A 23,594-nucleotide genomic window follows, 5' to 3' on the forward strand; every position below is an offset into this window, starting at 1 on the left:
GCCGTCCTCACCCGCGTCGGGCGAGGACGGCGAAGGAGTCCGCCCCGGGATCGTAGGCGGCCCCGGTCAGGTCGCCGTACCGCTCCTCCACGACGAACCCGCCCCGGGCCAGTTCCGAGGCGAGCGAGGTCGGATCGAAGTACCGGACCCAGTTGTGGAAGACACGGACCTCCGAGGCCGTGACGATGTCGTAGCGGTCCAGGCTCACCCGCTCCCGGTCGTAACGGAACGTGTGCCGGAAGCCGTGATAGGGCTCGGCCGCCCAGAACCCGTCCATGAGCCCGGGGGCGTACTCGACGTCCTCCCGTACCCGTTCCAGGGCCGGCTCGGCGTCGACGTCGAAGAGCAGGGCCCCGCCGGGCACCAGGTGTCGGTCGACCACGTCCAACAGACGAAGCCGGTCCCGGGGCGTCATCGCGCAGTAGTCGCGCATGACCATGACGGCCAGGTCGAAGCGTTCCGACAGCCTCAGGGAGAGGTAGTCCCGACACAGGTGACGGGCGGGGACGCCCTCACCGCGCGCGACGCGTTCGGCGTACTCCACCGAGGACGGCGAGAAGTCCACCCCCGTGGCCCGGACCCCGTGCCGGGCCAGGCGGACGGTGTAGAGTCCCGGCCCGCACCCCAGGTCGAGGAGGCGGGATCCGGGTCCGAGATCGAACCGCCCCCTCATCCAGGTCACGGCCCGGTCGACGAACCCGTGTCCGTGCGAGGCCGCCTCGACGTCGGGGTCCAGGTGGTGGGCGAGCATCCGTCCGGAGATGTGGGGATCGGTCCACAGGGCGGCCGTGGTGGTGCGGCCGTAGAGGGCGGGACGCCGCCCCATCTCGGACAGGGCGGTGTACGGCGTGGTCATCGAGAGTCCTTCCGGAAAGGCCTGAGGGAGCCACCGGCATCGGGCACGGCGGCGTCGTTCGTGTGGCGTTTCAGGAGGACATACCGGACACGCTACCCGGCCCGCCCCGTCGCAGCACCCGGTTTTCGGCCCCACCCGGAAGAAGGGTCAGGCCCGGTCGAGCATCTCGCTCATCCGGGCCAGGTCCTCGGCGGTGTCGATGTCCTCGGGACTGGCGATGTCGTCACAGGACACCGAGGTCACCAGATGGGAGTAGGCCCGCAGGAAGGGGCGGGCGCCCACGTCGCGTTCGGCCATGGAGTAGACCGTGGACCAGTGCTCGCGCCCCAACAGCACCGGATTGCGCGGATTCCCGTTGTAGGTGGCGACCGCGGCCCGCGCCCCCTGCTCGTAGGCCTCCACCAGACGACGCACCGCCGCCGGGGTGACCAGGGGCTGATCGGCCAGAGCCACCAGGACCGCGTCCACGCTGTCGGGCAGGGCGTCGATCCCCGCGCGCACGGAGGACCCCATCCCACTCGACCAGTCGGTGTTGTGCACCGTCAGGGCACCCTCGACCCTGGTGTCCGCCGCCCCCAGCACCACCAGCACCGGCGAGCACCCGCCCTCGGCGAGCATGCGCACCCCCCGGTCGACCAGGCGTTCACCGCCCAACTCCACCAGCGCCTTGGGGCGACCGAGCCGGCTCCCCGACCCCGCCGCCAGCAGCAGGCCCGCGACCGGGCCCCTCCGCTCGCTTCCCCCGAGCCTCGCTTCCCCAGTACCCATGACGCGATGATGTCACGGGCGGGCGTCGAGGGTGGGCCACCTCGGTGAGCCCATAGGGCCCTCTTCCCGCACTGTTCCGGACTCACCGCCGTGAACAGGGCTTTCCGAATCCCCCGGGTTCCGGTTCACCCCCTCGAGTGACCGAAACCGGCCGGAATCAGTGGGGGTAGAGGCGCGTCCCGATGGATCCGCCCCGTGGTCTCCCGCAGTTCCCGGCCGCTCCCGCCCCAACGGGACCCCACCATCTCCGCCACGATCGACACGGCGGTCTCCTCCGGGGTCCGTGCCCCCAGATCCAGACCGATCGGCGAATGCAACCGCGCCAACGCCTCCTCCGAGACCCCGGCCTCGCGCAACCGCTCCATCCGATCGTCGTGGGTACGACGCGAGCCCATCGCCCCGATGTAGCCGGCCTCGGTGCCCAACGCCCGTTTGAGCACGGGGACGTCGAACTTGGGGTCGTGCGTGAGCACGCAGATCACGGTGCGCCGATCGATCTCGTCGGCGATCTCGTCCAGGAACACGTGCGGCCACTTGACCACCACCTCCTCAGCGGTGGGAAAGCGCCGCGCCGTGGCGAAGACCGGACGGGCGTCGCACACCGTCACCCGGTAGCCCAGATAGGTGCCCAGATCGGCCACGGCCGCCGCGAAGTCGATCGCCCCGAACACCAGCATGCGAGGCGCCGGAGCGAACGACTCGACGAACACCTCCAGCTCGTCCCCGCGCCGCTGACCGTCCACCCCGTAGTGCAACAGCCCCGTGATCCCCTGCGCGAGCATGCCGCGCACGTCGTCGTCCAGGGCCGCGGACAACCGCTCCCCGCCCTCGCCCAGGTCCCCCTCGGCCGAGTCCGGCCACACCAGACGCCGACGACCCACCCTCCCGGCGTCCGAAGGATCGGACACGATCGTGGCCACCGCCACCGGCCGGTGCTCCTCGATGGAGTCCAGCACCGCGTCCAACCCCCGATAGGTGTCGCGACCGATCGGCTCCACGAACAGATGCAGGGTCCCACCACAGGTCAACCCCACACTGAAGGCGTCCTCGTCACTGACCCCGTAGGTACGACGGACCGGCACGCCGGTCCGGATGACCTCCAGGGCCTCCTCGTAGACCGCGCCCTCCACACAGCCGCCGGACACACTGCCGACCACCTCGCCGGAGGATCTGACCAGCATCGACGCCCCTGCCGCGCGTGGAGCGCTCTTGTAAGTGTCGATGACCGTCGCCACCGCGAACGTCTCACCCGAGGCGTACAGGTCGGCCACGGTCGCTCGTACGTCACGCACTCGGCACCTCTCCCAGACTCTCCCCGGCGGGTCGCTCCGAACACCCGCGCTCCTCGATACCAACCTATGTGCCCAGGGCCACATGGAAGAGCCCCCGTTTCTCCAGGAAACGAGGGCTCGATTCGGTTTCGTCTACGAACGGAGGCGGCGCCGACCGCTCTACGGAGGGTCAGGGACGCTCGGGCTCCTCGGTCTCACCGCGCCCCAGCATCCCCCGGAACTCCTCCAGGTTGCGCCGTGCCAGATCGCCATCGGTGCTCTGGATCCCCATCACCGGCAACGAGGTGCCGTCGGACAGGTCCAACGACGGCCAGGGCTCCCCCACCGGCATCCGGATGTCCAACACCTCCGGCCACGCCAGGTGATGCGTACGGATGCCGTTGATGACGACGACCCGGTCCTCCATCGCGATCAGCCGAGGTCGGGCCAACAGGTGCAGCCCGGCGGCGACCACCAGCCCCAACATCACGACCAGCACCCGATCCTGGACACGCCAGTCGGCCGGAAGCATCACGGCGAGCAGCACCATGGTCGACAGGATCAACAGCCCCAGCCCGTAGGCGACCAACCGCACCGCGCGGGGACGCCAGGTCCTCGGGCTCTCAGGGCGCTTCGACGCCTCGTCCACGGAGTCTTCCTTCGTCCGCACCTGCCAGCTCCATCCGTGTCCACACGCCAAGGGTCCGCTCTGGGCGCGCACCGTCGACGGGGCATGGATCAGCGGCGCAGCCCCCGCAGGGTCACCGCCGTGTCCAGAGCGGCCAGCGCGGCCTCGGCGCCCTTGTTCTCGACGCTCCCCGGCAGGCCGGCACGGTCACGCGCCTGTTCCAGGGTGTCACACGTGAGCACACCATTGCCCACAGGGGTCGCCTCCCGAAGGGCCACCTCGGTCAGCCCCTGCGTCACCGACAGACACACGTAGTCGAAATGCGGCGTCCCACCTCGAATGACCGCCCCCAGAGCGATCACCGCGTCGTGCGAGCGCGCCAACTCCTGGGCCACCACCGGGATCTCCACCGCCCCGGCCACCTCGACCACCACCGGATCGGCGGCCCCCGACGCCTTCACCACCTCCAACGCGTTGTCGAGCATCGGCCGCACGATCGGCTCATTCCATCGAGTGACGACGATGCCCACCGACAGCCCCCGACCGTCGACGCGCTCCTGCTCCGGACGTCCCGTACCGCTCATGACCGGCCCTTCTTCGAATCGATGACGAACATGTCCCCGCGCTCCGAGCGCACGGCTAACGCGTGACCCCGGCGGCGAGGTCGTGCCCCATGCGGTCCCGCTTGGTCAACAGGTAGGAGAGGTTGTCGTCGGTGACGAACGTCGGCATGGCCACCCGCTCGCTCACCCGCACCCCGTGGCGCTCCAGCGCCTCCGCCTTGTCCGGGTTGTTGGACAACAGCCGCACCGAGACCACGCCCAGGTCCGTGAGGATCCGGGCGCCCGCCCCGAACTCGCGGGCGTCCGCGGGCAGCCCCAGCCGCAGATTCGCGTCGACGGTGTCCACCCCCCGATCCTGGAGGCTGTAGGCGCGCAGCTTGTGCAGCAGCCCGATCCCCCGCCCCTCGTGCCCACCGAGGTAGACCAGGACACCGCGCCCCGCCTCGGCGATCTCGGCCATGGCCGCGTCCAACTGGGCCCCGCAGTCGCACCGGTGCGAACCGAACGCGTCCCCGGTCAGGCATTCCGAGTGCAGACGGGCCAGGACGTCGGCCCCGTCGGTCAGATCTCCGAACACCAGGGCGACGTGCTCCGCGCCGTCGGCCGTGCCCTTGAAACCGACCGCGCGCCATTCCCCGTACCGGTTCGGCATGCGGGTCTCGACCATCCGGGTGACCAATGGCGGTGCGGCCTGCTCCTCGGTCAGGGTCTCCCCGAGGGAGGCACGGTGCGCCGCCAACTGTTCGACCGAGATCAGCTTGAGGCCGTGCTCGTCGGCGAACTCCCGCAACCGGGGCAGCCGGGCCATCGTGCCGTCGTCCTCGACCACCTCCGCCAACACCCCCGCCGGACGCAGCCCCGCCAACCGCGCGAGGTCCACGGAGGCCTCGGTGTGCCCGCGCCGGGCCAGCACACCGCCCGGGCGAGCGCGCAGCGGCAGGATGTGGCCGGGACGCACGAAGTCGGTCGGCAGGCTCCGCTCACCCGCCAGCAGACGGATCGTCCGGGCCCGGTCGGCGGCCGAGATCCCGGTGGTCACGCCCTCACGGGCGTCGACGGTGACCGTGTAGGCGGTACGCAGGCTCTCCTCGTTGCGCGCGGTCATCAGCGGCAGGTCCAGCCGGTCCAGATCCTCACCCTCCATCGGCACGCACACCACGCCCGACGTGTAACGGATCATGAACGCCAACAGTTCGGGCGTGGCCAGCTCGGCCGCGAAGATGATGTCGCCCTCGTTCTCACGGTCCTCGTCGTCCACGACCACGACGGCCCGCCCCGCGGCGAAGTCGGCGATGGCGTCCTCGATCCGATCGAGGACCACGGTCCCGTCGGTGTCGGCGTCGGCGGCCCGGTTGGTGTCGGTGACGGTCATTCCCGCTCCCTGGAGTACGTCGTGTGTGCGGTGGATGCTGTGGCGGGCACGAAAGGGGCCCGAACCGAAGGGGTGTCTAGGCCCGGACCCGGGCCACGGCGGCGATGCGCTCCACGTACTTGGCGATGACGTCCACCTCGATGTTCACGGTGGCGCCGGGCGCCAGAGCGCCCAGAGTGGTCGCCTCCAACGTGGCCGGGATGAGGCTGACCTCGAAGAACTCCTCGGCGGCGCCGGGCTCGCTGACGGCGGAGACCGTCAGGCTCGTACCGTCGACGGTGATCGAGCCCTTCTCCACCACGTACGGGGACAGTTCCGGGGCCAGGCCGAAACGGAGGACGTCCCAGCGGTCCCCCGGGTCCCTGGAGATCAGGACGGCGGTGCCGTCGACGTGCCCTTGCACGATGTGACCGCCCAGACGACCGTCGACACGGGCGGCCCGCTCCAGGTTGACCGGGGCCCCCGGGACGAGCGTCCCCAGGGAGGAACGGTCCAGGGACTCCTTCATCACGTCGGCGGTGAAGATCCCCTCGGCCAGATCGACCACGGTCAGGCACACGCCGTTGACCGCGATGGAATCGCCCCGCGAGGCGTCCGAGGAGACCAGAGGACCGCGGACGGCGAGCGCCACGGACTCACCGCCGTCGCCGATCGGTTCGATGGAGACGACCTCGCCGAGCTCTTCCACGATTCCGGTGAACACGCCCTACGTCCCTTCGCCTGATGAGGCTCCGGGGAAAAGGGAGTGGATGAACGGATCCGCGAGGGGGTCGGTGACGAAGGGGTACGCCGAAGAACGACGAAGCCCTCGTACCGTCCCAACGCGTACTGCCTCCCATCCGGACTTTCACCGTCGGTACCGGAATTCCACCGGTTCAACCGGCCGATGGATTCGGCCGGGTCGCGGACTATCACCGCCGGTTCGGACTTTCACCGACCCCGGAGCACGCGTTTGACTGCTGTCTCAACGATCGATCCTAGCCCCTTCGTTCCGGAAGCGCCTAGCCGCTGTGACAGGTGTCACCGGCCCCCTCCTCGCCCTTCCACCTCCGCCGACGTGGCCAGACCGCTGCGGACGAACGCCCTCGGCGCGCCATAGGAGGCCCAGAAGGCCGCCGCGGCGTACACCACGAAGGAGACGAGCGCCAAGGCCAGGCCGGTCAGATCGCGGAACAGGATCCGCTCCGCCACCAGGAGGACCACCAGCACCGAGAAGCCCAGGACGAAACGCGCCACCCGCGCGGTGATCGTCCCCTCGGCGCTGTACCAACCACGCCGGTACAGCAGGGTCAGACCGGCCACCCCGCCCAAGAGTCCGCCACAGGCCGTGTACAGACCCGCCAGGGAGGCCCCGGCCGGGTCCGCGGGGGTCGGGCCGATCCACTCGGTCGTGGGGACCGTCCAGTCCCCCCGGACCCCGTACTGCCAGGCGGTCGCGATCACGCAGGGCGTCAGGACCACGATCAGGAGCCAGAGGGCCGTGCGCCGGGGCTCCGACCCCAGCCACCAGGCGAGCACCCGGCCCTCGTAACGCAGGAACAGCCACAGGATCAGGATCCCCAGGGCGAGACCGACCACCACGTCGCCGATGAAGTGCGCGCCGAGCAGGACCCGGGAGAACGCCACCAGGAGGACCACCACCGCGGCCGCCCACATCGCCGCGCGCCGCCCCGACCGGATCGCCGGGTAGCCCCAGGCGACCACCGCGGCCTGGGAGTGCCCGGAGGGCATGCCGAACCCGCTGTGATGGTGGTATCCGGTGATCCTGGCGTCGAACCAGTAGGGACGCGGAGAGTAGGACAACGACTTGAACAGGCCGTTGACCACCCCGGAGGAGATCAACAGGACGAACATGCGCGCGCCGAGACCGGCGTTCACGCACCAGAAGACGGTGGCCACCAGGACGATGAGCACGCCCTGGGAGCCCAGATGGGTGATGAGCTCCATCGGCGCGACGAGCGGACGCCCCCACTCCTGCAACCAGAGGATGGGGCCCGTCTCGGCCTCCAGGTAGGGCTCCATGACCGTATGTCCGACGCTCAGAGCGTTCACGCGCACTCCAGGGGTCCGCGCCTGGCAACGCGCTCACGCCGCGCCGCTCCCCCGGTCGCCCGCGACCTCGCGTGGGGAAGACGGAGCCGCGACCAAGCGGAGGGTTACGACTACCGGGGCAGAAGCATAGGCGGCGGGCTCCGCCGATGGCCAGACCCGCGCGTGGGCGCGCCGTGATCGTTACCGGCGGGGGAGAGAAGAAGGGCGGGGCGCGGCCGCACCGGGGTGGTGGGTGCGGGCGGCCGCGCCCCTTCGGAGATGGTCTATGTGGTCGGGTTCGAGGCCCGACGGGCCTGTTCGCGCAGCGACTCGACCGCGCTCGCCGGATCCTGGGCCCCGTAGACGGCCGATCCGGCGACGAAGACGTCGGCGCCGGCCTCGGCCGCGCGCTCGATGGTCTCGTCGCTCACGCCACCGTCGACCTGAAGCCAGACGGAGGCCTCCCTGCTGTCCAGGATCTCACGCGCTCGGCGAATCTTGGGCAGAACCAGGTCAAGAAACCGCTGACCTCCGAAACCGGGTTCGACGGTCATCAGGAGAAGCATATCCATCTCTCCGACCAGGTCGGCATAGGGCTCGACCGGTTCGGCGGGGTTGAGGGCCAGGCCGGCCCGGGCCCCCTGTCGACGGATCTCCCGCAGGGTGCGCACCGGGGCGCTCGCGGCCTTGGCGTGGACGGTGACGCTGCCCGCTCCGGCCTCGGCGTAGGCGGGCGCCCAGCGGTCGGGGTCCTCGATCATCAGGTGGCAGTCCAGAGGCGTGGAGGTCGCCTTGAGCAGGGACTCCACGATGGGCAGCCCCAACGTCAGGTTGGGGACGAAGTGTCCGTCCATGACGTCGACGTGCAGCCAGTCGGCGGTCGGCACCGCGGCGGCCTCGTCGGCCAGGTGCGCGAAATCGGCGCTGAGGATGCTGGGAGAGATCTGAATGCCCACGTCGGCAGTGTACAGACCCCGCTCACCGATCGACCCACCCCTCCAAGCCGACACCTTTACGAAGTAGATCCATATATGTCCGAATAAGCCCGGATCGAGGGTCCTCGATCCGGGTCGGATCAGCCGTTCCGCTTACGCAACAGGGCCAGGAACATCGCGTCGGTACCGTGCACGTGCGGCCAGAACTGCGCGTACCTTCCCTCCGGCCCCGCCGCGAGGTCGGGGACCTCGTCGAGGTAGTCCGGGGCCCGCAGCAGCTCCAGGTCGTCGCGCTCCGAGAGCACCCCCTGGACGATGACATCGGTCTCGTCCAGGTGTGGCGAACAGGTCACGTAGGCCACCACACCGCCCGGACGCACCGACTCCACCGCCTTCGTGAGCAGCTCCCGTTGGAGCGGGGCCAACTCGACGACGTTCTCCGGCGAGCGCCGCCACCGCGACTCCGGACGGCGACGCAGAGCGCCCAGCCCGGTACAGGGCACGTCCACCAGGACACGGTCGAAGACCTCGCGACGCCACGCGGGCCTGGTGCCGTCCGCGACGATCGCGCGCCCGGCGTCCCGAGGGGCGCGGCGTACGGCGCCGGCCACCAGACCGGCCCGCGCGGGCTGGAGCTCGGAGGCCACCAGGCGGGCGTCGCGCTGCCCGGCGAGGGAGGCCAACAGCCCCGCCTTACCGCCGGGCCCGGCGCACATGTCCAACCAACGACGGTCCTCGCCATGGGCGTCGACCCGGGTCAGCGCCAGGGCGACGAGCTGGCTCGCCTCATCCTGGACCGCGGCCCGGTTCTGGCGCACCTCGCGGATGGCGCCGGGGTCCCCCTCCGGCAGGTAGGCGGCGAAGGGCGAGTAACGGCCGGGCTCGGCCCCGGCCTCCTCCAGGTCCGAGACCTTCGAACGTCCCGGCTTGGCGACCAGGGTCACCCTGGGACGCTCGTTGTGGGCCTTCAGCAGTTCCTCGGTACGCGGCAGACCGGCGTCCTTCGCCCGCTCCCCGAGCGCGCGGGCCAGTTCCTTGACCACCCAACGCGGATGGCTGTGGACGACCGACAGATAGCCGCTCGGATCCCGGTCGCGCTCGGGGGCGACGATCGCCGTCCACTCCTCCAGGTCGCGGGCGCTCACCTTGCGCAGGATCGCGTTGACGAACCGGGAGCGGTGGTGGCCCACCACCCGCCTGGCCAGATCGACCGTCTCACCGACCGCCGCGTGCGGCGGGATGTTGGTGGACAGCAGTTGGTGCGCGCCCATCCGCAGCAGAGGGAGCACCTCGCCGTCCACCGAGGCCAGCGTGCGGTCCACGCAGGTCTCCAGGACGGCGTCGTAGGTCCCCTGACGGCGCAGGGTGCCGTAGGTCAGCTCGGTGGCCAGGGCCGCGTCACGACCATGGACGCCGCGCTCGCTCAACAGGACCGGCAACAGCAGGTTCGCGTAGGCGTCGCGCTGTTCGACCGCGCGCAGCACGTCGTAGGCGACCCTGCGGGCCGGGTCGCGCGGACGGGGCGGCGGTCCGGAGCGACGACCGCCACGCCCGGACTCGGCGCCCCGTCGAGGGCGGTGGTGCTGGGAACGGGACTGCTCGCTCAACGTGTGCTCTGCCTCAACAAGCCGGGGACGTGTTCCGGCGCGCGCTCCCGCGCACGCCAGCATCGAGAGTACGGCAGCTCAACGCCCCAGAAGGTCGTCTTCGGTGGGGCGCGTCCCCCGGGCCCAGTCCACCGCCGCCATGGCCTTCTTCCCCTGGGGCTGAACCGTGCCGAGTTCGACCGGGTGGGTGCTGGTGCCCACCAGGACCCGCTTCTTGTCGACGTGCAGGCGTCCCGGCTCCAGTTCGGGGCGGTCGGCGTCGGTGATCGGACGGACCGGGCCCACCTTCAGCCGGGTGCCGCGGAAGGTCGTCCAGGCGCCGGGGGCCGGCGTGCAGGCCCGGGCGACCCGGTCCACCCGCCGGGCGGGCGCGGTGAAGTCGAGTTCGGCGTCCAGCGGGGTGAGCTTGCTCGCGTAGGAGACGTCGGCCTCCGGCTGGGGCACCGGCGACAGCTCGCCCGAGGCGATGCCGTCGATCGTGCGGAGCAGCAGACCGGCCCCGGACTCGGCCAGCCGTCCCAGGAGTTCACCGCTGGTGTCGGTGGGACGGACCGTCTCTGCCAGGGTTCCGAAGACCGGTCCGGCGTCGAGTTCCTTGACGATCCGGAAGGTGGAGGCCCCGGTGACGTCGTCCCCGTGCAGCAGGGCGTGCTGGACCGGGGCCGCCCCTCGCCACGCGGGCAGCAGGGAGAAGTGCAGGTTGACCCACCCGTGCTCGGGGATGTCCAGGGCGCTCTGGGGCAGCAGCGCGCCGTAGGCGACCACCGGACAGCAGTCGGGGGCGATCTCCCTCAGCCGCTCCAGGAACCCCGGGTCTCCGGACTTCGCCGGTTTGAGGACCTCGATGCCCTCGCTCTCGGCCAGCTCGGCGACCGGGCTCGCCGACACCTTGCGGCCGCGGCCGGAGCGGGCGTCGGGTCGGGTGACCACGGCGGCGACCTCGTGATCGGAGTCGATCAGTGCCCGGAGCGAGGGCACCGCCACCTCCGGTGTACCGGCAAAGACGAGCTTCATGGTCGGTTCCCCCTCCACAGCGGTTACGGATCACTGTTCTACCAGGGTTCCCGCCGTTCGCCGGTGGTGTCGGATCCCTCGCGCCGTGGGACCGTCGTCGCGATCTGATAGACCATGGATGATGACAGCGCAGTCCGGTGACCCCGATGAGGGCCTCTTCGACCTGCCCGCGGGGGCGAGGAAGGAGACGGCCAAGGAGAAGGCCGCCACCGCGAAGGGGCGGCGTCCGGCCGCGCGCAGGCCCGCCGACCGGCTTCCCATCGCGCGTGTCATCGTGGACACCCCCCTCCCCCATCTGGATCGCCTCTTCGACTACCGGGTGCCCGCCGACATGGACGAGAAGGCCGTACCGGGCTGTCGGGTGAAGGTCCGCTTCAACGGCCGTCAGCTCGCGGGCCTGCTCGTCGAGCGGGTGGAGAGTTCGGAGTTCGCGGGGCGCCTGGCCTACCTGGAGACGGTGGTCTCCCCCGAACCCGTGCTCTCCCCCGAGATCCTGGATCTGGCCCGGGCGGTGGCCGACCGCTACGCGGGCACGCTGAGCGACGTTCTGCGTCTGGCCATCCCTCCCCGCCACGCGCGGGTGGAGAAGGAGGCCGCGCCCGACGCGAAGACCTCGGACACCGACGATGGAGGCGAGGACCCCCCGTCGGACACCGCCCCGCCCCCGGAGACGGCCGAGGGCGAAGGGCCCGCCGTCCAAGGGACGGTGGAGGCCGCCGTCCTGGGCATCGACCCGGGGCCGTGGGACGCCTATCCGGAAGGTCCCGCGTTCGTCCGCGCGCTGAGCGAGGGCCGGCCCGCCCGCGCCGTATGGAACGCCCTGCCGGGCACCGACTGGACCGACGCGATCGCGGTGGCGGCGCGGGCCGCCCTGGCCGCGGACCGGGGCACCGTGATCGTGCTGCCCGACGGTCGCGACGTGGCCTCGGTGGACGCCGCGCTCGTCCGGCACCTGGGCGAGGGTCGGCACGCGGCGCTCACCGCCGATCTGGGTCCGGCCGAACGCTACCGGCGTTGGCTGTCGGTCCTGCGGGGCGGCGTCCGGGTGGTGGTCGGTACCAGGGCCGCCGTCTTCGCTCCTGTGCGCGACCTGGGTCTGGTGGTGCTGTGGGACGACGGCGACGACGTGCACGTGGAGCCGCACGCCCCCTACCCGCACGCGCGCACGGTGCTGGCCATGCGCGCGCACAAGGCGGGCGCCGGAGCGCTCATCGGTGGACACACCCGCACCACCGACGCCCAACTCCTGGTGGAATCGGGGTGGGCCCATCCGCTGCTCGCCGACCGGGCGACCCTGCGCCGGCGGGCCCCGGTCATCCGTCCGGCCGGGGACGACCGGGAGCTGGCACGGGACGAGGCCGCCCGCTCCGCCCGTATGCCCAGCCTGGCGCTCCGCTCCGCCCGAGAGGCCACCAGGTCGGGACCCGTGCTCTTCCAGGTCCCTCGGAGGGGGTACCTGAACAGCCTGGCCTGCGCCGGATGCCGGGAGCCCGCCCGTTGCGACGCCTGCCACGGCCCGTTGGCGCTGCGCGGATCGCACGCCATGCCCTCCTGCGGCTGGTGCGGGCGTGTGGCCGGACAGTGGGCCTGCCCCGAGTGCGGGGTGACGCGTATGCGCGCCGTCGTGGTGGGGGCCCGCCGTACCGCCGAGGAGCTGGGGCGTGCCTTCCCTTCGTTGGCGGTGCGCACCTCGGGCCGCGAAGAGGTACTGACCCGGGTGCCGGATCGTCCGGCGCTGGTGGTGGCCACCCCCGGCGCCGAACCGACGGTCGAGGGCGACGGCTACGCGGCCGCCGTCCTGTTGGACGGGTGGGCGCTGCTCAACCGGGCCGACCTGCGCGCCTCCGAGGAGACCCTGCGCCGGTGGCTGAACGCCGCCGCCCTGGTCCGTCCCGGAGGCACCGTGGTCGTGTCGGCGGACGCCTCCTCCCCGGTGGTCCAGGCGCTGGTGCGTTGGGATCCGGGCGGTTTCGCCGAACGCGAGCTGGCCGACCGCAGGGGGTTGGGCTTCCCTCCGGCCGTCTCGATGGCCTCGATCACCGGCGGCGCCGAGCACGTGCGCGAGCTTCTGGACCAGATCGCCCTGCCCGAGGAGGCCGAACTGCTCGGACCGGTCCCGATCGACCCCGAACGCTCCGACCAGGGTGGGCAGCCGACCGAACGCGCCCTGTTGCGGGTGCCCCGAGGATCGATCGGCGCCCTGGCCCGGGCGTTGAAGGCGGCCGCCGTGGCGCGCAGCGCCCGCCGTGACGAGCATCTGGCGCAGGTGCGGGTGGACCCGCTCCGGGTGATCTGAGTCCCCCGGACGCGGGCGTCGCTCCTAGCCGAAGTCGGCGCGGTAGAGGTCCCGGAGCAGGGCGACCTCGGCGCCGTGGTGGATCAGCTCCCGGTTCAGGTGCAGGACCAGGACGACCATCGGGAAGGTCGACCACTGGGACGGTTCGGCCGAGCCGACCGGCCGGGCCAGGTCCTCGTCGTCGAGCCGCCCCACGTACTCGGACCAGGTGAGGTAGGCGACGCGCAGGCGTTCGCGGGCCTCGTCGGCGGTCGAGGGCCAGTCGATGGTGTCGCGGTTGGCGGTGCCGTCGCCGAAGTGGCGGTCGATCCGGGTCTCCAGCACGTCGACCACGATGTGGCCGAGCCGCCAGGCGATGGTGGTGACCGGCGGCGGATCGGGTTCGGGATAGGCGCCGTCGGGTGCGTGACGTCCGTCCTCACGCCGGCGCACGGTCCAGCAGTTCTCCACCGGCTCCCAGTAGAACTCCTCGTCGGTGAGCCCCTCGAGACGGGGCCACAGCGAGAAGTCCCAGTAGAAGCGGGTCTGAGCGAGGATCTCGCCGTTCCAGTTCACCGCCATCGGCTCGTACCCCTTCCTCGTTCACGGACTCGGCCCAGGCCGGCCAGGATCCCACAGCCCCGGTCGGGCACGTCCTCGTCCGGGTAGGGCCACCAGGTGAGGTCGGCGACCCCGGGCTCGAGCGTGCGGAAGGGGTCGAAGGCACGCTCCAGTTCGGCACGGGGGGCGGTGGAGGTGAGGGCGAGGTAGCCGCCGCCGCGCATGAGGGAGCGCAGGTCGCCCAGGCCGTCGGGGGCGGCGCCGGAGGGGAAGGGACGGGTCATCAGAACGGCGACGGGCTCGCCGAAGTCGACGAGCCCGCTGTCACGGAGCCTGCGAAGGAGCGACCTGGTCCCGGAACCGTCACCGGACAGGGCGGTCGCGGTCCCGGAGGAGGCCAGGACGCCCGCGGTGCCCTCGGGGGCGACATGGACGACCCGGGCCTCGGGGGCGGCCTCGCGTATTCGCTCGGTCGTGCCGGGGACCGGACAGCCCCAGTCCACGAACTGGCGTACGCCCGCGTCGGCGCACAGGTAGTCGACGACCCGACCGAGGAAGGCCTGGTGGAGACGGATCTCCTCGGCCCGTGCCGGGTCCGCCGCCGGGCGATCACGGGTGTCGAGTTCGACCACGCGGGGGCGCTGCCCTGGAACCCGGAGGGGTCGACGTTCTCGGAACACGGCCGTGAGACGACCTGCCTCGGGTCCTCGGACGTCCGTCACGATCACGCTCCCCAACCGGTTCGCCTGTGGCGGGCAGGGCGCCGGAGCCGAGGGGACCGGTCGGGTCCCCGACGGTGCGCGCCTTGCCGTCAGGGCCAGATAGTACCGTCTGCGAAAGTGATACCCGACACACCCCCGGGTGAAATGTGTCCTTCTGCTCTCTTCACACGAACCTCGGTCCCGCGTTCGTGCGGGACCGAGGTCCCGAGGGCCGCGTCGGAGCGTCCCGGACCGGACGGAGCGGGTCTCGGAGGGGGTTCAGAGCGTGGCGCGCGGGTCCGGGGCGGGGACGAGGCGACCGTCGAGGTCGACGTACTCCCAGCGCGGACCGCGGGCGACGAGATCGGCCACCGCGCCGACCAGACGGTCGACGTGCTCCTCGGTGGTCCCCACGCCGAGGCTGGCGCGGACCGCCTGGTCGTGCCCCTCGGGGAGCAGGTGGTCGGTGAGCGGGTGGGCGCAGAACAGGCCGTCGCGCACCCCGATGCCGTACTCCGCCGACAGGGCGGCGGCCAGCAGGCCCGCGGGCAGCCCGTCGACCACGAAGGAGACGATGCCGACCCGTTCGTGCTCGGCGTCCCACAGGGTCAGCTCGTGCACCCCGTCGATCTCGGCGAACCCCGAACGCAGCCGCTCCAGCAGGACCGACTCACGGATGTGCTGCTCGGCCAGGGCCTCGGGGGTGAAGGCGTCACAGGCCGCGGCCAGCGCCACGGCGCCCAGCACGTTGGGGCTGCCCGCCTCGTGCCGGGCCGGCAGGTCGTTCCAGAGGACGTCGTGCTCGCTCACCCGCCGGGTGGCGCCGCCGCCGGACAGGTAGGGGGTGGCCTCGCTCAGCCAGTCGGAACGTCCGGCCAGCACCCCGGATCCGAAGGGGGCGTAGAGCTTGTGCCCGGACAGCGCCACGTAGTCGGCGCCGGTCTCGGCGAGGCTGAACGGCAGGTGGGGCACGTACTGGGCGGCGTCGACCACCACTCGGGCGTCCTCGGCGTGGGCGGCCGCCACCAGCTCGGCGATCGGCCAGATCTCGCCGGTGACGTTGGAGGCCGCCGTCACGCACAGCAGTCGGGGTCCCTCCGGCGCCGCGCGCAGGGCCTCGCGCGCGGCCTCGACGGCGGCCTCGGGGCTCTCGGGCAGCGGCAGCCGCACCACCCGGCCGGAGCGGGCCGCGGGGTGCTCCCAGGGGAGCAGGCTCGCGTGGTGCTCGGACTCGAAGACCACCACGGTGCAGCCCTCGGGGACGGAGCGGGCCAGCAGGTTGAGGGCGTCGGTGGTGCCGCGGACGAAGACCACGGCGTCGGTGTCCGGGCGTGCCCCCAGGAAGCGGGCGACGCTGCGCCGGGAGCGTTCGTAGGCCTCGGTGCTGACCTGGGAGTGGTGACCCGCGCCCCGGTGCACACTGGCGTAGAACGGCAGGGCCGCGGAGAGGGCGTCGGCGACGGCGGTCAGACAGGGGGCGCTGGCCGCGTAGTCGAAGTTGGCGTAGTCGACGCGCTCGCCGGTGATCAGGGGGACACCACCGTCCGCGGTGACGATCGAACGGTCGGCGGAGGCCGGGCGGGAGGCCGGGTGGGGCACTCCGTCGGTACGGCCGGCACGGGCGGGGTCGAACGGGATGACAGTGGTCATGAGGGCACCTCTTCTGTGGGTCGGGGGACCCACAGGGCATGGCTCCGCATGGCTCAGCCTCAGGGGTCCGCGCTTGTCTGACACGGTCGTGTCGGGACCTGGTCCTCACCCGGGGCACCCCACCGCGGAAGGAGGGTTGCCGGCCAGCAAGCCGGGGCTTGACGCTGGCACTCGTGACCTGTGCGGAAATGTAACACAACGTTCGGTGAGGGCGCACCCGCGCTCTCCTGTGGTCTGGAACACCTCCCTGCTTGACATCGGGAGGAGCCACTGGGCCATACTGTTCCCGAACTGCCCTCACGTCGCGGGTGTCCGGTTTCCCCCGGCCGCCCTTCAGGCGCGAGACTCCAGTCCATCGGAGTTTTCGCATGCCCGCAGACGAGAGGTGTGTCCGTTGCACGGCGACGACCGTATTCAGCAGCTCTTCCGCAACCCCAGGGTTGTGCTCATCTCCGGCTACGCCCGTCTTCCCGACTCGGTGGCGAGCCATTCCCAGTACCAGCGGCTCGGTGTCGTGCTCGCGGTGGACTCCGCGGACGGCCGCATCGTCGCCGCGGACACCACCCTGCTCACCGACCTGGCCAAGGACTTCTTCCGTGCCCTGGTGGAGGGCGCCTCGGTGACCGAGGACATCGCGGAGATCGTCCATCGGGTCCAGACACGGTACGCGGGCCAGTCGGGCGCCGCGCTCACGACGGCCCTGCGTCGCTGCCTGGAGACCTACTACCAGTTGCGGGACGGCGACCAGCTTCCCGTTGCCCCCGACGGCGAGGAGTGACCCTTGACCACCAGTCCCGAACCCTCCACGACCGACGCGCCCCTGCCCCTGGCGGGGGTCCGGATCGCCGATCTGTCCCGGGTCCTGGCCGGCCCCTACGCGACCATGTTGTTGGCGGACATGGGCGCCGAGGTCGTCAAGATCGAACAGCCCGGGCGAGGAGACGACACCCGTTCCTGGGGGCCGCCCTACGCCGCGCCCACCGAGGAGCACGAGGCCGCGCACTCCCCCGGCGAGGCCGCCTACTTCCTGTCCGTCAACCGGAACAAGCGCAGCCTGGCCGTGGACCTGAAGGACCCCGAGGGTCTGGCCGCGGTGCAGGAGCTGTGCGCCTCCTCCGACGTGGTCATCCAGAACTTCCGTCCGGGGGTGATCGACCGTCTGGGCCTGGGCTACGAGCGGATCAGCGAACGCAACCCCGCGGTCGTGTACTGCTCGGTGAGCGGTTTCGGCCCCGAGCACGAACCGACCGGTCGACCGGGTTTCGACATCGTCGTGCAGGCCGAGAGCGGTCTGATGGCGACCACCGGCCCGGCCGAGGGCCCCGCGAGCAAGGTGGGGGTGGCCCTGACCGACGTGCTCACCGGCCTCAACGCCGCCGTGGGCATCCTGGGGGCGCTCATGCGGGCCCGGGAGACCGGCAGGGGCGAGGAGATCAGCGTCTCGCTGATCAACTCCACCCTCTCCGCCCTGGTCAACCTCGCCCAGCAGTCCCTGGTCACCGATCGGGAGCCCGCGAGGGTGGGCAACGCGCACACCACCATCGTGCCCTACCAGGTGTTCCCGACCGCCGACGCGGAGATCGTGGTGGCCGCCGGGAACGACGCCCTCTACCGGCGCCTGTGCGCGGCGATCGACCGCCCCGACCTGGCCGAGGATCCCCGTTACGGCACCAACCCGGACCGGGTCGCCCACCGTGACGCCCTGATCGACGAACTGTCCAAGGTTCTGCGATCGCGCCCGGCCGACCATTGGATGACGGCCCTGGTCGATGCCGGGGTCCCCGTCGGCCGCGTACGCGGGGTCCTGGACGCCCTGCGCACCGCCGACACCTCGGGCGACGACGTGCTGCGCACCGTCGACCACCCCACCGCCGGCCCGCTCGAACAGGTGCGCGCCGGGTTCCGCATGGCCGGGACCCCCGTACCGATGGCCGCTCCCCCGCTGCTCGGTCAGCACTCCGAGGAGATCCTCGCCGAGCTGGGGCTGACACCGGAGCGCATCGCCGCGCTCGTCGAACGCGGCGCCGTCCAGCGCACCGACGTCCGTCCCGACACCACCGAATGACCCCCGTACCGACCCCGCACAGCACAGAGTCACGAGAGGACATCCGCCCATGAGCGACCCCCGACACAAGGCCGCCGCCCCGGACCCGTACGACTTCCTGGCGGTCGACTCCGAACTGTCCGACACCGAACGCGACGTGCGCGACGCCGTCCGCGGATTCGCCTCCCGCGAGCTCCTGCCGCACGTCGCCGACTGGTTCGAGGCCGGGACCCTGCCCGACCCGCGTGGTCTGGCCAAGGCCTTCGGCGACCTCGGTGTCCTCGGCATGCACCTGGAGGGCTACGGCTGCGGCGGTTCCAGCGCCGTCGCCTACGGTCTGGCCTGCCGGGAGCTGGAGGCGGTCGACTCCGGTCTGCGCAGCTTCGTGTCCGTGCAGGGTTCCCTGGCCATGGCCGCGATCCACAAGTTCGGCTCCGAGGAGCAGAAGAACGAGTGGCTGCCGCGCATGGCCGCCGGCGACGCGATCGGCTGTTTCGGTCTGACCGAGCCCGACTCGGGCTCCGACCCGGGCTCGATGCGCACCCGTGCCCGTAAGGACGGCTCCGACTGGGTCCTCGACGGCACCAAGATGTGGATCACCAACGGTTCGGTCGCCGACGTCGCCGTGGTGTGGGCCGCCACCGACGAGGGCATCCGCGGGTTCGTCGTGCCCACCGACACCCCCGGGTTCACCGCCAACGTCGTGCACAAGAAGCTGTCCCTGCGCGCCTCCATCACCTCCGAACTGGTCCTGGAGGGCGTGCGTCTGCCCGAGGACGCGGTGCTGCCCACCTCCAAGGGGCTGGGTTCCCCGCTGTCCTGCCTGAACGAGGCCCGGTACGGGATCGTGTGGGGCGTGGCCGGCGCCGCCCGCGCCTGCTACGAGGCGGCCCGCGAGTACTCGCTCACCCGTGAGCAGTTCGGAAGCCCCATCGGCGGTTTCCAGCTCACCCAGCGCAAGCTGGCCGACATGGTCGTGGACGTCAACCACGCCGGCATGACGGCGCTGCGCATCGGCCGACTCAAGGACCGGGGCGAATGCCACCACAACCACGTCAGCTTCGGTAAGTTCGCCAACGTGGCGGCGGCCCAGCGGGTGGCGTCCGTCTCGCGCGGGCTGCACGGGGCCAACGGCATCACCCTGGAGTACCCGGTGATGCGCCACATGGTGAACCTGGAGACCGTCGCCACCTACGAGGGGACCGAGGACATCCACGCGCTGAGCATCGGCCAGGCCGTCACCGGGATCTCCGCCTTCCGCTGAGGACGCGTCCGTTCCTGTGCCGGATCTCGCCGATTCCCGGGTGTCATCGGAGGCCGTCACCCACCACAATGGGGAACAGCCGAGTGAGGGAGTAGCCCAGATGGTGAACGAACCGACCAAGCGGTTCGAGGCGACGAGGCTGCGCCGTGTCGCCGACGCGGTCGTCAGCGGCTTCGTCAAGTACGGGGTCTGCCCGCCGGAGATGCACCTGCTCACCACCCGGGGGCGCAGGTCCGGGTTCTTGCGGACCACTCCGGTCAGTGTGCTGGACGGCGAGAACGGCCGGTACCTGGTCTCCCCGTACGGCGAGGTGAACTGGGTGCGCAACCTGCGCAAGGACGGTTTCGCGACCCTGCGTCGGGGTGGTTGGATCGAACTGGTGAGCGTGCGGGAGGCGGCCCCCGAGGAGGCCGGTCCGGCGCTGCGCGAGTATCTGGACCACGGCCGCGCCGCGATCGTGGCCCCGTACTTCGACGCCCCGCCGGAGGCCCCGGTGGAGGCGTTCGTGGCCGAGGCCGATCGGCACCCGGTCTTCCGGATCGTGCGGTCCACGACCATCCGGATCTGAACCGGACACGGGAAGGGCCCCGGTCACCCCCTCGGGCGGCCGGGGCCTTTCTCTTGTGCGAGGCAGGGCCGCACGGGCGGCCCGTCCGCGATCAGTTGCGCACGCGGAAGACGTCGTAGACGCCGTCGACCCCGCGCACCGCGCGCAGGACACTGCCCAGGTGGGTGGGGTCGGCCATCTCGAAGGTGAAACGGCTCTGCGCCACCCGGTCCCGGCTGGTCTGCACCGTGGCCGACAGGATGTTGACGTGCTGGTCGGACAGGACCCGGGTGATGTCCGACAGCAGCCGGGCCCGGTCCAGCGCCTCCACGTGCAGGGCCACCAGGAACATGGAGTCCTCGGTGGGCCGCCACTCGACGTCGACCATGCGCTCCCGGTCCAGGCTGGCGGCGTTGGCGCAGTCGGCCCGGTGCACCGACACCCCGTTGCCCCGGGTCACGAAACCGACGATCTCGTCGCCCGGGACGGGGGTACAACACTTGGACAGACGCGCCCACACGTCCCCGTCGCCGGCCACGACCACGCCCGGGTTGCCCGAACGCTGTCGACCGGCCGCGGCCTTGGAGGGCAGGGAGGACTCGGCGATGTCCTCGGTATGGCTGTCCAGGCCCCCCATGGCGTCGACGAGCTTGCCGACGATGCTCTGCGCGCTGACCTGGCGCTCCCCCACCGCCGCGTAGAGCGAGTCCACGTCCGGATAGCGCAGGTCCCCGGCCAGGGCGATGAGCGCCTCTCCACTGAACAGGCGCTTGACCGGCAGCTCCTGCTTGCGCATGACCTTGGCGATCTCCTCCTTGCCCTGCTCGATCGCGGCCTCACGGCGTTCCTTGGTGAACCAGTGGCGGATCTTGTTACGGGCGCGGGCGCTCTTGACGAAGTTGAGCCAGTCGCGGCTGGGGCCGGCGTCGGGGTCCTTGGAGGTGAGGATCTCCACGGTCTCGCCGTTGTGCAGCTCGTTCTCCAGCGGCACCAGACGTCCGTTGATCCGGGCCCCGACCGTGCGGTGGCCCACCTCGGTGTGCACCGCGTAGGCGAAGTCGACGGCGGTGGCCCCCTGCGGAAGGGAGATGACGTCGCCCTGAGGGGTGAAGACGAACACCTCCTGCACCGACAGGTCGAAGCGCAGCGATTCCAGGAACTCGCCCGGGTCCTTGGTCTCCTGCTGCCAGTCGATGAGCTGGCGCAGCCACTGCATGTCGGTGGTGCCCTTGGCCTTGGCGTCGCCGCCGGTGTTGCGGTCCTCCTTGTACTTCCAGTGCGCGGCGATGCCGTATTCGGCGCGTCGGTGCATCGCGCGGGTGCGGATCTGGAGTTCGACCGGGTTGCCGGAGGGGCCGATGACCGTCGTGTGCAACGACTGGTACATGTTGAACTTCGGCATGGCGATGTAGTCCTTGAACCGGCCCGGCACCGGGTTCCATCGCGCGTGGATGGTCCCCAGGGCCGCGTAGCAGTCCCGGACGCTGTCCACCAGGACCCGCACCGCGATGAGGTCGTAGATCTCGTCGAAGCCGCAGTTGCGGGCGATCATCTTCTGGTAGATCGAGTAGTAGTGCTTGGGCCGGCCGCGTACGGTCGCCTTGAGCTTGGACTCGCGCAGGTCGGCGGAGACCGCCTCGATGACCTCTTGGAGGTAGACGTCGCGGCGGGGAGCGCGTTCGGAGACCAGCCGGGCGATCTCGTCGAAGCGCTTGGGGTAGAGGGTGGCGAAGGCCAGGTCCTCCAGCTCCCACTTGATGGTGTTCATGCCCAGGCGGTGGGCGAGCGGCGCGAAGATCTCCAGGGTCTCGCGGGCCTTCTTCTCGCGCTTGGCCCTCTTGGGCAGGTAGCGCAGGGTGCGCATGTTGTGCAGGCGGTCGCACAGCTTGATGACCAGGACCCGGATGTCGCGGGCCATGGCCACGACCATCTTGCGGACCGTCTCGGCCTGGGTGGCCTCGCCGTACTTGACCTTGTCCAGCTTGGTGACGCCGTCGACCAGTTCGGCGATCTCGTCGCCGAAGTCCGCGCGCAGCTCGTCGAGGGAGTAGTCGGTGTCCTCGACGGTGTCGTGCAGCAGGGCGGCGGCCAGGGTGGCCTCCTGCATGCCGAGTTCGGCGAGGATGGTGGCGACGGCGAGCGGGTGGGTGATGTAGGGGTCGCCGCTCTTGCGTTTCTGGTGACGGTGGTGGTGGGCGGCCACCTCGTAGGCGCGCTCGATCAGTCGGACGTCCACCTTGGGGTGGGTGGCCCGCACCGTCTTGATCAGTGGTTCGAGCACCGGGTTCATCGTCACTCCCCGCTGAGCGCCGAGTCGGGCGAGCCTTCTGCGTACTCGCACCGTGGAGGGGGTGGTGGAGGTCGCCTGGCGCCCCGGGATCTCCCGCCCCGAGACGTCGGAGGGCGCCGCATGCTCCGCGGCGCCCTCCGGGCGGTCCCCCTGTGGTCTGTCGGCGGTCGTGGCACGATCGCCATCGGTGTGCCCTCCGGGCACGTCGGCGCGAGCGCCTTGTGGGGCCTGTGGGGCACGGTCCCTCTCGAAGGTACGTTCGGCCGTCTCGGACGGGTTCGCCCGCTCCTGCTCACGTGCGGACGTCGCTCCGGTCGAAACCACTTCGTTTGGCATGCCTACCTCCCGCGGATCCGCCCGGTGGAGCCGGCGTTCGCGGGCTCGGCTTCCGGTGCACGTGTGTCATCAGGGCCGTTCGCCGACGCGGCCGCCGCGGTTCACCTCTTCCCACCAGTCTAGTGGGCCCCGCCCCGAGCGGGCGGGGAGCGGTCCGACCCCCTCGCGTCCCTCGTTCCCACCACTTCGGTGGTACGCGTGGTGACCCGGGTCACCAGGTACGTCACACCGAGTGTCGGAGTAGATCAACGAGGACGGACCGTCGCGCTATTCCCCGTGAGGCGACAGCCGAGGAGAGGATCTCCGGTCAGACCGAGAGGAGGATGTGCGGCTCCACGTCGGGCAACATCTCGCGCCCTCGGAGCGCTGCGAGCTCCATCAGGACGGAGAATCCCACGACCGTACCACCCGCCTTGCGGACCAGCTCCACCGCGGCCCTGCCGGTGCCGCCCGTCGCGAGGACGTCGTCGACGATGAGCACACGGGCGCCCGGAGCGATCGCGTCGGCGTGGATCTCGACGGTCGCGGTGCCGTACTCAAGATCATAGGACCGGTCGATGGTCTTCGCGGGCAGTTTCCCGGCTTTGCGCGCGGGAACGAAACCGGCGCCCAACGCCATCGCGATCGGGGCGCCGAAGATGAACCCCCGCGCCTCCAAACCGACGACGTGGTCGACGCCCTCCGCGCGGAAGGGGGCCGACATCCCGTCGACGGCCGCGGCGAAGGCCTCCCTATGGGCGAGCAGCGGGGTGATGTCCTTGAACAGGATCCCCTCGTGCGGGAAGTCGGGGACGTCACGGATCCGGGACTCGATCAGGGCGAGGTCCACGGCGATCTCCGGGGTCACGGTGTCGTCGGGCATGGCGGGTGGTGCCTTCTTC

21 protein-coding genes and 2 riboswitches are annotated in these 23,594 nt (G+C 71.2%); of the genes, 5 read left to right on the forward strand and 16 right to left on the reverse strand.

Going from position 1 to position 23,594, the window contains the following annotated elements; genetic code table 11:
• Positions 1–7: 7 nt before the first annotated feature.
• From U9J66_RS06850 to fmt, 11 genes are all read right to left on the reverse strand, one after another.
• Positions 8–856, reverse strand: coding sequence for an SAM-dependent methyltransferase (locus U9J66_RS06850; RefSeq protein WP_014910419.1), 849 nt, complete (start codon positions 854–856; stop codon positions 8–10).
• Between the two features lie 147 nt (positions 857–1,003).
• Positions 1,004–1,624: a nucleotidyltransferase family protein gene (locus tag U9J66_RS06855; protein ID WP_326337317.1), complete on the reverse strand. Its 621-nt coding sequence runs from the start codon at positions 1,622–1,624 to the stop codon at positions 1,004–1,006.
• Positions 1,625–1,749: 125 nt separating this feature from the next.
• Entirely contained in the window at positions 1,750–2,916 is a 1,167-nt protein-coding gene (locus tag U9J66_RS06860) for an XdhC family protein (RefSeq protein ID WP_326337318.1), read from the reverse strand.
• Between the two features lie 169 nt (positions 2,917–3,085).
• Positions 3,086–3,544 carry a PH domain-containing protein gene (locus tag U9J66_RS06865; RefSeq protein ID WP_161112495.1) on the reverse strand — a complete coding sequence of 153 codons (459 nt, stop codon included), beginning with the start codon at positions 3,542–3,544 and terminating at the stop codon, positions 3,086–3,088.
• An 89-nt stretch (positions 3,545–3,633) separates the two neighbouring features.
• Positions 3,634–4,107, reverse strand: a complete 474-nt coding sequence (ribH, locus tag U9J66_RS06870) for a 6,7-dimethyl-8-ribityllumazine synthase (RefSeq protein ID WP_161111537.1) — start codon at positions 4,105–4,107, stop codon at positions 3,634–3,636.
• 55 nt (positions 4,108–4,162) lie between these two features.
• On the reverse strand, positions 4,163–5,458 hold the full coding sequence (locus tag U9J66_RS06875) for a bifunctional 3,4-dihydroxy-2-butanone-4-phosphate synthase/GTP cyclohydrolase II (RefSeq protein ID WP_161111536.1): 1,296 nt from the start codon (positions 5,456–5,458) through the stop codon (positions 4,163–4,165).
• A 76-nt stretch (positions 5,459–5,534) separates the two neighbouring features.
• Entirely contained in the window at positions 5,535–6,161 is a 627-nt protein-coding gene (locus U9J66_RS06880) for a riboflavin synthase (RefSeq protein WP_326337319.1), read from the reverse strand.
• A 118-nt stretch (positions 6,162–6,279) separates the two neighbouring features.
• Positions 6,280–6,410, reverse strand: a riboswitch (FMN riboswitch).
• A gap of 68 nt (positions 6,411–6,478) precedes the next feature.
• A complete protein-coding gene (locus U9J66_RS06885; protein ID WP_326337413.1) occupies positions 6,479–7,480 on the reverse strand; it encodes a phosphatase PAP2 family protein in 1,002 nt (333 codons plus the stop codon).
• Positions 7,481–7,773: 293 nt separating this feature from the next.
• Entirely contained in the window at positions 7,774–8,445 is a 672-nt protein-coding gene (gene rpe, locus U9J66_RS06890; protein WP_017534106.1) for a ribulose-phosphate 3-epimerase, read from the reverse strand.
• A gap of 119 nt (positions 8,446–8,564) precedes the next feature.
• The gene (locus tag U9J66_RS06895; RefSeq protein WP_014911175.1) at positions 8,565–10,031 is read right to left on the reverse strand and encodes an RsmB/NOP family class I SAM-dependent RNA methyltransferase; all 1,467 of its coding nucleotides are present in this window, start codon (positions 10,029–10,031) and stop codon (positions 8,565–8,567) included.
• Between the two features lie 78 nt (positions 10,032–10,109).
• Positions 10,110–11,045: a methionyl-tRNA formyltransferase gene (gene fmt / locus U9J66_RS06900; RefSeq protein ID WP_326337320.1), complete on the reverse strand. Its 936-nt coding sequence runs from the start codon at positions 11,043–11,045 to the stop codon at positions 10,110–10,112.
• A 121-nt stretch (positions 11,046–11,166) separates the two neighbouring features.
• Here fmt and U9J66_RS06905 point away from each other — a divergent pair, with 121 nt between their 5' ends.
• Positions 11,167–13,341: a primosomal protein N' gene (locus tag U9J66_RS06905; RefSeq protein WP_326337414.1), complete on the forward strand. Its 2,175-nt coding sequence runs from the start codon at positions 11,167–11,169 to the stop codon at positions 13,339–13,341.
• A gap of 24 nt (positions 13,342–13,365) precedes the next feature.
• On the opposite strand, the gene U9J66_RS06910 is transcribed toward U9J66_RS06905, so the two are convergent.
• The 3 genes from U9J66_RS06910 to U9J66_RS06920 form a co-directional block, all read right to left on the reverse strand.
• Positions 13,366–13,902 carry a DinB family protein gene (locus U9J66_RS06910; RefSeq protein ID WP_017534109.1) on the reverse strand — a complete coding sequence of 179 codons (537 nt, stop codon included), beginning with the start codon at positions 13,900–13,902 and terminating at the stop codon, positions 13,366–13,368.
• A complete protein-coding gene (locus U9J66_RS06915; protein ID WP_017534110.1) occupies positions 13,893–14,609 on the reverse strand; it encodes an SAM-dependent methyltransferase in 717 nt (238 codons plus the stop codon). The genes U9J66_RS06910 and U9J66_RS06915 overlap by 10 nt, the downstream gene beginning before the upstream one ends.
• Positions 14,610–14,861: 252 nt before the next feature.
• Positions 14,862–16,232, reverse strand: a complete 1,371-nt coding sequence (locus tag U9J66_RS06920; RefSeq protein WP_014909518.1) for an aminotransferase class V-fold PLP-dependent enzyme — start codon at positions 16,230–16,232, stop codon at positions 14,862–14,864.
• Between the two features lie 64 nt (positions 16,233–16,296).
• Positions 16,297–16,411: riboswitch (SAM riboswitch) on the reverse strand.
• Positions 16,412–16,626: 215 nt separating this feature from the next.
• Between U9J66_RS06920 and U9J66_RS06925 the strand changes: the two genes are divergently transcribed.
• From U9J66_RS06925 to U9J66_RS06940, 4 genes are all read left to right on the forward strand, one after another.
• Positions 16,627–17,010 (forward strand): DUF3870 domain-containing protein, encoded by a 384-nt coding sequence (locus tag U9J66_RS06925; RefSeq protein WP_014909282.1) that lies wholly within the window; start codon positions 16,627–16,629, stop codon positions 17,008–17,010.
• 3 nt (positions 17,011–17,013) lie between these two features.
• On the forward strand, positions 17,014–18,297 hold the full coding sequence (locus U9J66_RS06930; RefSeq protein WP_161111533.1) for a CaiB/BaiF CoA transferase family protein: 1,284 nt from the start codon (positions 17,014–17,016) through the stop codon (positions 18,295–18,297).
• A gap of 49 nt (positions 18,298–18,346) precedes the next feature.
• On the forward strand, positions 18,347–19,540 hold the full coding sequence (locus U9J66_RS06935) for an acyl-CoA dehydrogenase family protein (protein WP_326337321.1): 1,194 nt from the start codon (positions 18,347–18,349) through the stop codon (positions 19,538–19,540).
• A 100-nt stretch (positions 19,541–19,640) separates the two neighbouring features.
• The gene (locus tag U9J66_RS06940) at positions 19,641–20,108 is read left to right on the forward strand and encodes a nitroreductase/quinone reductase family protein (protein ID WP_017534113.1); all 468 of its coding nucleotides are present in this window, start codon (positions 19,641–19,643) and stop codon (positions 20,106–20,108) included.
• Between the two features lie 91 nt (positions 20,109–20,199).
• Here U9J66_RS06940 and U9J66_RS06945 read toward each other — a convergent pair whose 3' ends face one another.
• Both U9J66_RS06945 and U9J66_RS06950 read right to left on the reverse strand, forming a co-directional pair.
• Entirely contained in the window at positions 20,200–22,377 is a 2,178-nt protein-coding gene (locus U9J66_RS06945; protein WP_017534114.1) for a RelA/SpoT family protein, read from the reverse strand.
• 643 nt (positions 22,378–23,020) lie between these two features.
• Entirely contained in the window at positions 23,021–23,575 is a 555-nt protein-coding gene (locus U9J66_RS06950; RefSeq protein WP_014910858.1) for an adenine phosphoribosyltransferase, read from the reverse strand.
• Positions 23,576–23,594: the final 19 nt, after the last annotated feature.

The sequence above is a fragment of the Nocardiopsis sp. LDBS1602 genome, assembly GCF_035818715.1.
Classification (GTDB): Bacteria; Actinomycetota; Actinomycetes; order Streptosporangiales; family Streptosporangiaceae; genus Nocardiopsis; species Nocardiopsis alba.